Annotated in this window: 7 protein-coding genes; 2 read left to right on the forward strand and 5 right to left on the reverse strand. The window is 37.2% G+C overall.

All coding sequences use genetic code 11. The annotated features are described in order from the left end of the window. The first annotated feature begins 51 nt into the window (after positions 1–51). Together ACFIMG_RS04315 and ACFIMG_RS04320 are read left to right on the forward strand one after the other, a co-directional pair. Positions 52–2,997 carry a bifunctional [glutamine synthetase] adenylyltransferase/[glutamine synthetase]-adenylyl-L-tyrosine phosphorylase gene (locus ACFIMG_RS04315; protein ID WP_375678994.1) on the forward strand — a complete coding sequence of 982 codons (2,946 nt, stop codon included), beginning with the start codon at positions 52–54 and terminating at the stop codon, positions 2,995–2,997. Between the two features lie 451 nt (positions 2,998–3,448). Next, a complete protein-coding gene (locus ACFIMG_RS04320) occupies positions 3,449–4,273 on the forward strand; it encodes an outer membrane protein (protein ID WP_375678995.1) in 825 nt (274 codons plus the stop codon). A 1,377-nt stretch (positions 4,274–5,650) separates the two neighbouring features. Here ACFIMG_RS04320 and ACFIMG_RS04325 read toward each other — a convergent pair. From ACFIMG_RS04325 to ACFIMG_RS04345, 5 genes are all read right to left on the reverse strand, one after another. After that, positions 5,651–6,535, reverse strand: coding sequence for a metallophosphoesterase family protein (locus ACFIMG_RS04325; RefSeq protein ID WP_375678996.1), 885 nt, complete (start codon positions 6,533–6,535; stop codon positions 5,651–5,653). A gap of 595 nt (positions 6,536–7,130) precedes the next feature. Then, the gene (locus ACFIMG_RS04330; protein WP_375678997.1) at positions 7,131–9,227 is read right to left on the reverse strand and encodes a glutamine amidotransferase; all 2,097 of its coding nucleotides are present in this window, start codon (positions 9,225–9,227) and stop codon (positions 7,131–7,133) included. Then, complete coding sequence (locus ACFIMG_RS04335) at positions 9,224–12,022, reverse strand: DUF4159 domain-containing protein (RefSeq protein WP_375678998.1); 2,799 nt, start codon at positions 12,020–12,022, stop codon at positions 9,224–9,226. Before ACFIMG_RS04335 ends, ACFIMG_RS04330 begins: the two co-directional genes overlap by 4 nt. Then, positions 12,019–12,930, reverse strand: a complete 912-nt coding sequence (locus tag ACFIMG_RS04340; RefSeq protein WP_375678999.1) for a DUF58 domain-containing protein — start codon at positions 12,928–12,930, stop codon at positions 12,019–12,021. Before ACFIMG_RS04340 ends, ACFIMG_RS04335 begins: the two co-directional genes overlap by 4 nt. Then, positions 12,931–13,962 (reverse strand): AAA family ATPase, encoded by a 1,032-nt coding sequence (locus ACFIMG_RS04345; protein WP_375634232.1) that lies wholly within the window; start codon positions 13,960–13,962, stop codon positions 12,931–12,933. Positions 13,963–14,096 lie beyond the last annotated feature (134 nt).

A 14,096-nucleotide genomic window follows, 5' to 3' on the forward strand; every position in this document is an offset into this window, starting at 1 on the left:
TCATACGTAACAACTATTTTAAAAGTATAAAGCAATAGAAAGGAAAGCAAAATGCTTTTCAAGGGAGCACAGACGAAACAAGCTTTTTTAAAAACACAGCTTCTCCCTTTATGTCCTCTCGATAAAAGTGGTTCCCAATGGTTAAAAGACATGGAAGAACAAGCAAGGAAAGAAGGTTTAGAATCGCTTGTTGCCATCATTTCAGAGAGTGGAACGCAGATTGATTTTATCAGTTCGGTTATGACCTTATCTCCTTTTTTGCGTGAGGTTTTAATTACCAACCCATCATATCTTAGTGCTTTATTAAATGTTGATATAGAAACAAGGCTGAGCGAAATTATAGATGATATTACAGCTATTGATAAGGATGAAGCTATAAATGAAACTTCATTGATGGCTGCTTTAAGGCGCAAAAAACGAGAAGCGCATGTTCTTATTGCTTTAGCTGATTTGGGTGGTGTTTTTACTTACGAAGTTTCATGTGCTTGGTTGACACGTTTGGGCGAAGCAGCATTAAGTGTAGCACTACGTTTTCTATTAAGAGAAGCGCATGATCATGGTAAGATCAATTTATTAAGCCGTGAGAATCCAGAAAAAGACTGTGGTTTAATTATTTTAGGGATGGGAAAGTTAGGAGCAGGGGAACTTAATTATTCTTCTGATATTGATCTTATTGTTTTCATTGATGAAACATCACCTCATATTGGTAATCTTTCTGAAAGTGTTGACGTATTTTCTAAAATGGTACGCCGATTAATCCGTATCATTCAAGAACGCACTGCGGAAGGATATGTTTTTCGTCTTGATTTTCGTCTTCGTCCAGATCCAGGTTCAACCCCTTTGGCCTTACCAGTAAGGACTGCATTGCGTTATTACGAAGGGCGTGGGCAAAATTGGGAACGAGCAGCCATGATTAAAGCACGTCCAGTTGCTGGTGATAAGAGGGCAGGTTTTAACTTTCTCAAAGAGCTTTTTCCCTATGTGTGGCGGAAATATTTAGATTATGCTGCTATTGCTGATATTCATTCGATCAAACGTCAAATTCATGCGCATAAAAATTACGGTCAAATTGCAGCTTATGGGCATAATATAAAGTTAGGTCGTGGTGGTATTCGTGAGATTGAGTTTTTTGTTCAGACACAGCAGCTCATTGCTGGTGGACGTTTTCCTCAATTACGTGGACGTCAGACAGTTGCAATGTTAGCAGAACTTCACACGCTTGGTTGGATCAGTGAGAAAACGAGAAATAGCCTTATAAAAAGTTATGCTTTTCTTCGAAATGTGGAACATCGTATTCAAATGCTTTTCGATGAACAAACACATCTTCTTCCAAATGATACTGCTCAATTCACGAGTGTTGCCTATTTAATGGGTTATCAAGACAGTAGCAGTTTTATCCGTGATTTATTAAAAACACTTCAGATTGTTGAAAAACATTATGCTGCACTGTTTGAGAATGAGCAAGAACTTGGTTTAGAAATTGGTAATTTAGTTTTTACCGGTGAAGAAGATGATCCGGAGACATTAATAACGTTAAGCCGTTTAGGCTTCGAAAGAGCAAGTGATATTTGTCGTATTATGCGCACGCTCCATTTTGGTCGTTATAAAGCAACGCAATCAGCCGAAGCACGCGAGAGATTAACGGAATTAACACCAGCTCTTTTGAAAGCTTTTGGTGGGACAAAACGAGCTGATGAGGCGATGTTGCGTTTTGATGGTTTTTTACAGGGCTTACCTTCAGGAATTCAGCTTTTTAGTCTTTTGCAGTCTAATCCTTCTCTTTTGGATATGCTTGTCCTTATTATGGGGGCTGCTCCACGTCTTGCAGAAATTATTACACGCAGGTCCCATGTTTTTGATGGAATGTTAGATCCGAATATTCTTTCAGAATTACCGACCAAAACGTACTTAGAAAAACGGCTTGAATATTTTCTTGAAAATGTTCTTTCTTATGAGGAAATTCTTGACCATTTAAGGATTTTTGCAGATGAACAACGTTTTTTGATTGGTATTCGAATTTTAAACGGTACAATTACAGGAGAAAGAGCGGGTTTTGCTTTTACTGCGCTTGCTGATCTTATGATTACAAAAACATTTGCTACCGTTCAAGAGGAATTTTCTCGTCTTCATGGTCGTATTAAAGGAGGGCGTGTTGGCATATTGGGTATGGGGAAGCTTGGAAGTCGCGAATTAACAGCAGATTCCGATGTTGACCTCGTTTTGCTTTATGAACACGATGATGATGCAGAAATATCTGATGGAGAAAAGCCTCTTTATATCTCTCAATATTATACGCGTTTAGCACAACGCCTCGTTTCTGCTTTATCCACTCTTACAAGCCAAGGTATTCTTTATGTCGTTGATTTAAGGTTACGGCCATTAGGCAATAAAGGACCTATTGCTGTTTCTTTTCCATTTTTTAAAAAGTATTATCGCCAAGAAGCATGGATATGGGAATATCTTGCTTTAACAAGGGCTCGAGGCATTGCAGGAGACCCTGATTTTTTACAAAAGCTAGAAAATGAAGTGTGTGCAATTATTGCTATTTCTCGTGATAAGAAGGAAGTTGCAAAAGAAGTATGTGAAATGCGTGCCTTGATTGCAAAAGAAAAGCCGCCAAAAAATCAATGGGATTTAAAAACGATGTCTGGTGGTATTATGGATTTGGAGTTTATTGCTCAATTTTCTCTTATTACGCATGTCATTGAGTTTCAAATTGGAGCAACGACAGCGGATATTTTAGATCACTTACCAAACAGTTTTCTTAATCAGTCATGTATTGCTGATTTACATTATGCCTATCGTCTTTATACAAATTTGAGTCAAATTATACGGCTTTGCTTAAATGATTCTCTTGATCCCAATGACATGCCACCTGGATTAAGTGACCTTTTGTTGAATAGTGTTGGGGAACCTGATTTGCTTCGTGTGGAAAAATTAATTGCAGAAACTGAGCAATTGGTCTGTTCAGTTTTTACAAAAATCATGAAATATTAAAATAATTCTATAAGAATAAATAAAAATTATTAATTCCATTTTTATATATTAATTTTTGTCTTTCATTTCATAGACGCTTGAGAGGGTTAGAGTGAAGTTCTCTACTGTTTTTTCAAGTGTGATGAAAAAATTCTCCATTCTAGGTATCATTCTTTATACAAAAAGCGATGAGTGATTAATTTAGTGAATCATATTTTTTATGAGCGTTATCTCATTTTTTCAAAAAATTGACATTATAATTATTTATATTATTCCAGATAATAATGATCAATATGAAGCTATAAAAGCTACCATAGATTAATAGCTTCTGGAAATTATAAATAATATTTAAGCTTTATTTAAAACTAATTTTAATTTTTTAACTGTGTCATTTTTGCTATAGATTTTTTCAAAAAATTGTGAAACGATTTATCATTATTTATGTATCACATTAGCTTTTAGGGGAGCAATTATGATTACAAAGTATTTAGCCTCAACATCTATATTTTCTTTAATTTCAATTTCTGTAGTACAGGCGTCGGATATCGTTATTTCTGAACAACCTGTTCCTGTTATTCCAGCGCCTGCTTTGTCTTGGACAGGATTTTATCTTGGAGGACAGATTGGTAATTTTTCAGGTAAAACAACTGCAAGTTATTTAAAACATGAGACAGGGATATGGAATCCAATTGGAAAGGAGAATTTACCTAAACTTTCTGGTTTTATCGGGGGAGTTTATGCGGGTTCCAATATTGATATCGATAATAGTTTTATTATAGGTATTGATACAGATATTATGTGGTCTGGTAAAAAGGATTCTAAAGATGTCAATCTACCGAAAAAAAGTCCAACTGAAGAAACACCAAAACTTGTAGAAAAAACAAGTCTAACAAGAGATTTGCATGAGGAGGATTCGACAACACCTATTAAAGCTGTACGTCATACTTTAAAACAAAAATGGGCTGGTGCTACACGGGTGAGAGTTGGTTTTGCGATTGAGCGTATGATGCCTTATATTTCTGGAGGGATTGCTTATACGCAGCTTCAGAATATTTTTGGGTTAGTTACTGATAGCAAAAATGGAGAAGTTGATTTTTCTGATTGGTTGCATGATGAAAAAAAGACCATGATTGGTTATACCCTTGGAGGTGGTATTGATTTTGCAATGACTGATAATATTATTGTACGTGCAGAATATCGTTATTCAGATTTTGGCAAAAAGAAGTTCATACAGGATAAATTTGAAATGGGCTACAAGACAAATGATTTTCGTGTGGGTGTAGCTTATAAATTTTAATTTTTTGCAGAATTAAACACTTCAAAAGTCTCATTTTCGAATGAGGCTTTTATTTTTCAGATATGTTCTAGTAAATATCCTTTACTCAAAAGAGCTACTATTTTATTCGAACAATACTTTGATTTGTAAATATAAATTACTTTTTGTCATGTTGAGTGAGAGACCCAAGTGTCATAAGATTTTCTCATTTTAAACCTATACCATATTGAACCAATCAAAACCATGTTTTTTGCACGTCAAAAAGAGGGGGCGTCGTGAGATAAAAACATTAAAGAAAGAATAAAAATGCTTCTTATGAACCATCTTAAGTGCTAAAGGCTGTCGCTACATTAGGGGGTGGCAAAGTGTGAGATTTTGATACTAGCTTGCTTTTCCATAAACGTGAAGATGGTGTTGCTAAATGGACTTAACATTACATCATTCATAGGTACCGTCGGGAAATGGGTTTGGGTGCTTTAAAAGATGCTTTTTTAAACCAACATGTGAATTGGCAAGCTAATGGCATTTTATTTTATTTGAAAGATCTTTCATACAATCAACTTTTCTGTTTTGCGGTATCGTAAAATATTTTATTTAATAACAAAAAGCTCGCAAAAAATTCTAAAGAACGTAAAATTACATCCGCAATATAACTCAATAATAAAATAATTATAAAGAGTATTATAAAGTGATTTATAGGAAAAAATAGAGAGAAAATTAGGAATTTATTGAGACATAAAAAACATTATTACCTATGTCTGTTATCGAAATATAATCTATTATTTTTCCTAATTTTTTAATGTACGATAATAAATTTTGAGTGAAATAGTAATGGATCATTTCAAATCTATTTACGATAAATCATTCAACATCATTTGTTTATGAATCACAAGTAGGTTGGGTTATTTAAATTATATACTTTAGTTATTATTTGGCTTTTTTAGCCATTGATTTTCAGGTATAGAAGCTGAATGAGCTTCTCTATTATTCTATAAAATATCATCATTGTAGTAATATAAGGATTTTACGCATTAGATGCTTTTGGAGGAGTGGATGATGAAATTCAAAGCAGGGTTTATGTGTAGAGCTTTGTGAAGTAAATCACATGCGCAATTAGCAGCTGGAACCCGTGAGACAAGAATCCGAATTATTTATAAATCAGATGTGGTAGAATTTTCGTCCTTTAGAGCGGGAAGGAAGAAAACCGATAAGTTTGTAAAAAGCTAGTCACATAAGTTGGGGCAGCAGATGGAACTGTCTGAGAAAAATTGATCTATTGACAGAGAAGGTGAAACTTTATCTTTTAAGGAGAAAAAGGGAAATAAGAATTATGATTTCCAAAGGGATATGAAATAAAAATATTTTTATTTTTGGTTGTTTGGGCAACTATGAAGGTGTTTAAAGATTAATTGTTTCAGTACATGCAATCTCGTTTTTGGGGTTGATAATGCTATAACGTTGTAATTGGCAATGCCATTGATTTTGTAAGCGTTCAATGGAAAATAAATTAAAGCCTGCGGGCGGTTTTTTATCACCAAAAGCTTGTGATGCGGAAGGAACACCAACAATAGGAATTTTTTTAATTGGTCCTTCAATGTAATTCAATGTGGGTAAATGAGTATGTCCGTGAAGAATAAGCTCACAACCGTGGTATTTGATAACGTCTAGAAAACGTTTTATATCCCGTAGTTTTTTATGCCAAGACGTTGCCTTTGGAAAGGGGGGGTGGTGAATCATGACGACACGAAAAAGGTTGCGCTGTGCTGCTTCCTTTAAAAAGAGCGGTAAAGTTTGCGCTTGCATTTTACCAAAATAGCCAGAAGCTTGAAAAGGCAATGTCGCAATGGCCGAAGAAGCTGCTATGATGGCAACATCTTTGCGAATGCGCATATAAGGAAAGGCACTTTTTTGAGAGATGTCACCTGTAATCCAAGGTTTAAAGAGAATGCATGCTTTTTGTAAAGCGCCGCGGACATAGGCATCGTGATTTCCAAATGTCAAAGAAATATCTTGAGGTTTTCCTAGGTTAAGTAGCCAACGATGAGCTTGTACAAATTCTTTATCGAGAGCAAGATTTACAAGATCACCAGAGATCACAAGGTGATCAGGTTTTGTTTTGTTCAAGGCATCTATTAAAGTTTCTAGGACATCTGTTGCCATCTGACTCTTACGTTTTTTTTGCCAGTTCAGATAACCGGTAAGACGTTTCCCAGAAAGTTCAAAAAGGGAAGGTTGCGGGAGAGGGGAAAGATGTACATCCGATATATGGGCAAGATAAAACATAAAAGCTCGTAAAGTATTAAAAACGATTTAAAGAATAAACATAAGATAAGTTAGTGCTTAAAGGCAAGAAAGATTGTAAAATGAAAATTAGCTTGCAAAAAAGAATGTCTCAAGCGGAATGTTCCAAATAGAATATCCCTAATAAAATATCATTGTGTTGTAGATTCACATATTTGTAAAAAAAACATTTCTCAATGCGTTTGAGCTAATTTCACGATGGTACTCGATATTATAATGGAAAGCTTCTGTGAACTATATAGGGCTTACTGTACACTACCATCTCTACACTTATACAAGGTGCAAATAAAAAACATCATACTATTTTCCCCAATTTTATGAAAATCCTTGCTTTGCTTTAAGAGGATTCATAAGAGGTATTTCACTCTTTTCTTCAATGGTTTCTATCCATACAGCATCCCTTCTAATAATACGCAAGAGAATGTTTTTTATTGTTTTAATATGAGGATATTGGAAATAAGGAGAATTCCACTGTATTTTGAGTTATAAATCAATACGTTATCTAATTACAAAAGACAAGTAAATACATAAAAGAATAAGCTGAATTTTAAAACTATTAGACGAAATCTCAGACTTTTTAACGGCCTTCATAATACCACATGCTGCTCAACAGTAAAAGGCAAGCAAGCAGTGCAAAAAAACCAGAAAATATCGAAAAATAAAAGGTATTGATTAAACGGGTTTCTGTTGCTTCTTTCAGAACAATTGAATGTGCTGGGGAAGAGGACGGACTTGTTTTTGATTGAATCAGCTTAAATGGAGGAAGATGAATGTTTTCTTTTCCTTCAGGGTGTAAACGTCCGATGTAGCCACCAGTGTGCTTAATAATGGGGGCTAGTTTTTCTTGTGTTGAAATCAAGTCAAACAACTCAAGATTATCGAGCATCCCTACAGAAGAAAGTATTGTTAAACCGCCATTTTTAATGTTAAAAATTCCTGTCTCATCAGTGGTCACAGTTGCAGTAAAAAGGCCTTCTTTCTCTTTGGTCAGAGTAATATTTTCTTTTTTTCCAGAGGGAAAGATTATTTCAGCGGGTTCTGGATGGTCTTTTAGAGTTTGGCGGCGAATTGTTAAATGATGATGGCTGCTGGTCGCACTTAATTTTTCTTCCTCAAGTTCTGGTTCTTTCATGAGCCAATGGGCAATACGACGATAAAGAGCAGCATAAGGACCACCGCCTTCGAAACCTCGTGCCCAAAGCCAACTTTCATCAGAAAGCAACATGCCTACACGTCCTTTATCAACATGCGAGAGAAGTAAAAGTGGTTGTTCATCCGCTCCTTTCATGAGGGCGATTCCGTTATTTATGTTTTGAATAGCAATTTGTCGCAACCATTGCCCCCATTGAGAAGCGGGAAGGTTAAGTGTTGCAAGACCCCTTGTGACAGGATGGCGCTCACCTTCTTTGGTTAATGTGGGGCGAAAAGGTTTTTCAATAATAGTTCCATTAGGCAATGCCGGTAGAATGCTTATTAAAGGTGTTTTCGCAAGTGAGTTTTTTTGGGTAAATTCAGGTCCTGTTACCATCAACAATGCACCCCCCTTTTGTACATATTGGGCGATATAATCATAATAGATTAAGGGGAGAACAGTAGAGTGCTGGTAGCCATCAAGGATGATGAGATCAAAGTTATTAATTTCTTCAACAAAGAGTTTTCTTGTGGGAAAGACCACTAAGGATAATTGGCTTGAGGGCGTATTATCTGCTTTGGTGGGGGGACGCAAAATAGTAAAGTGAACAAGATCAATATTGGAGTCACCTTTCAAAAGGTCTCGCCATGTCCGTTCTCCATTATAAGGAGCACCTGAAATAAGAAGAACGCGTAAATTTTCTCTGATTCCTTCAATAATTGTTATGGCGCGGTTGTTTTCCAAGCTTAGTTCACCTTTGTGTGGATCAGTTATAACTTGGATAATATTTTTTTCAGCATGAGGAAGGGTAATTTCAGTTTGAAAAATCACGCCAGGAGTTACAGAATAATGGCCAATGTCTTGTCCATTGACGCTTAGTGTAATATTTGCTTTCTCTGATATTGTTTTTTTGGCGGGGCCTTTATCTTCTACCAAAATGGAGAGCGTTTGTGGTTTGTTGACAAGGGCAAAGCGTGGAGGAGAAATAAACTTGATTTGGCGATCAAATTCATCTGAGTATCCTGTAATCAGGGCATTGAGAGGTGCTTCATGATGAAGGTCTGATAGGTCAGGGATGTCATGCACTTGTCCATCGGTGATAAAAATGGTTCCTGCATAACGAGAGAACGGTACATCAGATAGTGCTTGTGTTAAAGCTTCAAACAAATTCGTTGAGGGTGCATATCGATTATCAGCAAGTTTCCCAGCTTCAATAAAGCGTGGTTCAAATTGTGGATAATGCGCCAGTGTTTCGACTAATTGCCTGCGCGCTTCATCACTATCATTTGTACGTGTTCCAAATGATTGGCTTTTGCTGCGGTCAATGACAATGCCTACTGTGCTTTTCAGTGGTTCGCGCTGTTCTTTTATGATCATTGGATTGAGCAAAGCAAGGATAAGGGCGCTTAATGCCATCAGACGAAATAAAGAACCTTGCCGTTGCGTAACAAGACCAACAACGACAAAAAGAATCGATATTCCGCTTAAGAGCAGAATCCAAAAGAGTGGTAAAAAAGGCTGAAAAGTGAAAAATGATATCATTGCCTTCTTTCTCTTTTAAAGCGTTCCAAGAGTGCTGGAACATGAACTTGATCCGCTTTATAGTTTCCTGTAAGCACATAAAGGACAATATTTAAACCTGCACGAAATGCCCATAGACGTTGCATCGGATCATTGGGAACAAGGGGATATTTCCATGCCCCTTTTTCATCGAGTGCCCAAGCCCCGGCAAAGTTATTTGCGGTGATGAGAAGGGAGCTTACGTTATCGCCGTTGGCAAGAGAGTTTTTATTTTTTTTGTTTGTTGATGAGGATTCAACCCATAAAGGTGAACCACGGTAGAGACCAGGAAAATCTGGCATAATATAAAAAGAACGTGCAACAACATGATCTGTTGATGCTGGCTCAATGGATGGAATATTTAACTCTTTTAAGATATCTCGTAATCTTTGCGTTTCTGGAGTGGCATCTCCTTCAAGATTAAGATTGCTCTTTATCTGATCGCGCGTGTCAAATAAAATTGTTCCCCCATGTTTCATAAAGTTATTTATTTTTTCAAGGCTTTTGGGGGTTGGTATAGGACTCTTAACGTCAATTGGCCAGTAAATAAGAGGATAAAAAGAGAGTTCATCTTTATCGAGATCAAGTGCTGTAACAGAGCCAAGGGTAAGCATTGTGCGCTCTGCGATAAATTGACTTAACGCTTCTAGACCACTTTTACTCGTTGTATCAATTTCATGATTATTGGTTATAACATAGGCAAGATGTGTTGCGCCAGCAGCTTGTACACTATCATGATGATTTTCTATCGTTTGTGCATGAAGAATTGGAGCATATGCAAACAAGGCAATAAGAATTATGAGAGGGAGGAAAAACATATTATGCCGTTTATTGAAAGAAAAAATACCTCCCATCCATAAAATGAGAAAATTATCAAAGGCGAATAATAAGATGGCTAATCCTAAAAGTGGACCGATAAGATTTTTTTCTTTTGTATCGTAAGATAAAGGGCTTTTATTAAGAGAAGTTGGCAATGATGATTGTTTCATCAAGTGCGACGAATGAGTTAAGAGATTGAGTGCATAAAAATTGTTTTTGGTACCATAAAGTCCTGGGGGAGTATGGTAGGAAGGATGGGGTGGATTTTGAGAGTCAAAGATCAGAGGAACAACATCAGAGGGTGGTACTTGTAATTGTCCGTCAACGGCTATAGTTCGCCAAGGGTTTTGTATCACTGTTCTTTTTTCTCTGTGTGTTAGGTTTGTGTTTTCGTTAGAACCTAATGTGATTAATTTTTGCAGCATTTGTGCAAAAAAGCCAGAAAGAGGAAGGTTAGACCATGTTGGGTCAGGAGCAACATGAATGAGAATGAGGGTTCCTTTACCACGTTTTGCTGCGGTAACAAGAGGGGTTCCATCCGAAAGGCTAAGCCACGTTTTTTCAAAAAGATCTGGGGTTGGTTCTGCGAGGATTTGGCGCGAGACAGTAACATCTCCTGGAAAGGGAAGACCAAAGAAAAAGCTATTTTTTGCAAAAGAGGCAAGCTTTTGTGGTTTTGTCCAAGACATAATACTTCCAAGGGAACGTTGACCTGGGCGCAGTGGTATCGGAAGAAGGTTATCGTAATGTTCTGCGCTACTGAGTTTTTCTCCTGCAAAGCGGATGAGTGTTCCCCCTTTATTCACAAAATCAGAAAGTTTTTTTTCTGCTTTTGGGGGTATGTTAACAATGTCACCCATAATCAAAACAGATGGATTTTGTTTAAGCAAATGATTAATATCCGTTGAAAGTTCTCTTCCACCGGCTGTTATAAGCTGTGTATGACCTTGTAAGGCTTTGATAATGTAATAAAATGGAGCAAGTAAAGGCTGTGCCATTTCATTGGTATCGGGTGAGAGAAGAGCAACACGGCTTATCCTGTTATGGCTATCTACCAAGAAGGTTGCAGCAGCATGGTTTTGATTGTTTATTTTTATCCAAGCGATATCATTGCGTAGTTCAAGTGGTACATTAAAAGGAACAAGTGCTGTTGTTTCTCCTTCAGAGAAATTGTTCGTAAATTGACCGAGAAGTTGATTATTTGAATCGTAAAGGCTGAGTATAGCGGGAGTATTACTGTGTGTTGTTGAGCGGATAATACGCGCGCCCATGTTTCCATTGTTATTTTCTATGGATGTTATGCCGGTTAAATCGGAAATATCAGTCAAATACCACAAGAAGTTTCTAGGTTTTAATTCTTCAAGAAGAGCAAAAGCTTGCTCATCTTCATTTGTTTGTAATCCATCACTTAAATAAGCAATATCAAGAGGTTTTCCTTTGGTTATTTCGCTGAGTTTTTTGAAGGCATGCACACGGTTGACAGGCCAAGGACGCGGTTGCAAATGCATTAAATGCTGTTTTATAATCTTGGCTGGTTGGGGCTCTATATTGGAGATATTATTTTCAGCCGTTGCAACAAGATAAATATTTTTTTGCTGTTTTTCTGCCTGAGCAAGGAGTATTTCAGCGATAGAGATGCGCTGTTTCCATTCTTTTACAGAAACCCAACCATTATCAATAATGAGTGCGAGGGGTTGAGACCCAGAAAAGCTTATTGGTTTTTGATTCCAAGTGGGGCGTGCTAGAGCTATGATAACAAGTGCCGCTATGGTTAAACGCAACAAGAGCAACCACCAAGGTGTATGTTTTGCTGTTTCTTGTTGATGAGTTGGTTTGGGTAAGAAGCGAAAAGGGGGAAAAAGCTCTTTACGCGGAGATGGAGGAGTTATCCGCAACAGCCACCAAATGACCGGTAGGAACAAAAGCCCTAGTAACAGAAAGGGAGCAGCAAAACTCAAAGTGCCCTCCTTTTGTGCAATGGAGAGTCGCTCATTGTATTTGCAAGATGAAAAATGGTCTCTGTTAAAGGTTGATCTGTTGTACTAACGTGATAAGACCATCCTTGGCGTGCGCAAAAATTTACCAATTCTTGTCGCCTTGCGTGATATAGTTTACAATAGCTCTTACGAAGATCTTCTGCTTTAGTGGAAACATGTTTCTCTTTCGTTTCAGGATCCAAAAATTCTGTGTGACCTGTGTAGGGAAAGCTTTCTTCTGCGGGATCAGAAATTTCAATTAAATGAGCTGTCACCTGTTTTGTAGTTAAAACGGTTAAATGTTGGATGATTTTTTCAGGATAATCGAGAAAATCACTCATTATAATGACATGTGAAAAGCGTGTAATCGTTGAAAAATCCGGAAATGAATTTTCATCTGAATGATTTTCTAAAGCAAAGGCTATTCGTTCTACGACATTGGATGTCATTGTGGGGGACATTAAGTTGGGAATAGCAATATGTTCGCCACTGCGTGCAAGAAGGGATGCCAAGGTAAGGGTAAGAATAATAGCATGATTACCTTTAGAGATTTTAGAAAAGCGCGAACAGTAATGCATTGATGCGCTCTGATCAGGACAAAGCCAAACGGTTTGTGTCGTTTGCCATTCGTGTTCACGGAGATACGTATTTTCATCACGCGCTGAGCGACGCCAATCAATGCGGGTAATGGATTCTCCTTCCATATAGGGACGAAATTGCCAAAAGTTTTCCCCATTACCGCTTTTACGTTGTCTATGCCACCCGGTTATCAATGTATTAGCGATATGACGCGCTTGTAAAAGGAAATATGGCATTTTGCCAGTATCCTTATGCAGTTCATTTGCCAGCGACAATGGAGGCTTTTGTAAAACTTTTTTGCCAAGTGCCATTCAAAGAGCATCTTTCACAAGGTTATTGATAATATCTTTTACGGTTATATCTTCAGCACGGGCAGAAAAATTAAGAGCCATGCGGTGTTGTAATACGGGATAGGCCAATGCTTCAACATCATCAAGTGAAGGGGCTAAGCGTCCATAATAAAGAGCACGGGCGCGAACACAAAGTGAAAGGGCTTGTGATGCCCGTGGACCAGGTCCCCAAGAAACATAAGTATTAGCAAGGCTATTGTCTTTATGAGGGCGAGATGAGCGGACAATTTTTAAAATAGCTTCAATCACATTTTCTGAAAGAGGCATTTTGCGAACGATATTTTGAATTTTTTGCAATTTTTTGCCGGATAAAATTGGTTTTGCATTTGATTTTTTTTCTTTTGTTGTTTCTAAAATAATCCGACGCTCTGTTGTGAGGTCAGGATAGTCAATATCGATTTGCATCAAAAAGCGATCCAGTTGTGCTTCAGGAAGTGGATAGGTCCCTTCTTGTTCGAGAGGATTTTGCGTTGCAAGAACATGAAAAGGTTGTGGCAAATCATAACGGTTACCTGCAACAGTAACATGATATTCTTGCATAGCTTGTAAAAGGGCTGACTGTGTCCGTGGAGAAGCACGATTGATTTCATCGGCCATGAGAAGTTGCGTGAAAATAGGACCTTGAATGTATCGAAAAGAACGTTTACCGTCTTTATCGGAATCCATAATTTCAGAACCAATAATATCCGATGGCATTAAGTCAGGAGTGAATTGGATGCGTTTTTCATCAAGTCCTAAGACTGTTCCCAATGTTTCAACAAGACGTGTTTTTGCAAGTCCTGGAGCACCGACAAGAAGGGCGTGACCACCAGCAAAAATAGCGATTAAAGCATATTCGATTACCTGATTTTGCCCAAAAATAACTTTGTCAATTTCTTTTTGTAAAATATCCAATTCTTTGTGTGCCGTATCAATATCATCAATAATGACTTGAGCTTCATGATTGATATTGACCTTTTTTATAGAATTGGATGATGGATCATGTTGACTCATATTTCTTCCTTAAGGCGTTTGTCGCAAAAATGGTAATTTTCTCTGCATGATAATGGATATCTTATTGTTTGTAACAGAAAATGAGAAGAAATGAAGTATCATATGCCGTTTTTTTTATATTCGTATAGAAGAGA

This window comes from Bartonella sp. AP11XZML, assembly GCF_042196445.1.
GTDB lineage: Bacteria > Pseudomonadota > Alphaproteobacteria > Rhizobiales > Rhizobiaceae > Bartonella.

What these genes read in the sequence shown, in the direction of transcription:
- ACFIMG_RS04315 (WP_375678994.1), top strand. Translation starts at nt 52, where the DNA reads ATGCTTTTCAAGGGAGCACAGACGAAACAAGCTTTTTTAAAAACACAG.
- ACFIMG_RS04320 (WP_375678995.1), top strand. Translation starts at nt 3,449, where the DNA reads ATGATTACAAAGTATTTAGCCTCAACATCTATATTTTCTTTAATTTCA.
- ACFIMG_RS04325 (WP_375678996.1), bottom strand. Translation starts at nt 6,535, where the DNA reads ATGTTTTATCTTGCCCATATATCGGATGTACATCTTTCCCCTCTCCCG.
- ACFIMG_RS04330 (WP_375678997.1), bottom strand. Translation starts at nt 9,227, where the DNA reads ATGATATCATTTTTCACTTTTCAGCCTTTTTTACCACTCTTTTGGATT.
- ACFIMG_RS04340 (WP_375678999.1), bottom strand. Translation starts at nt 12,930, where the DNA reads ATGGCACTTGGCAAAAAAGTTTTACAAAAGCCTCCATTGTCGCTGGCA.
- ACFIMG_RS04345 (WP_375634232.1), bottom strand. Translation starts at nt 13,962, where the DNA reads ATGAGTCAACATGATCCATCATCCAATTCTATAAAAAAGGTCAATATC.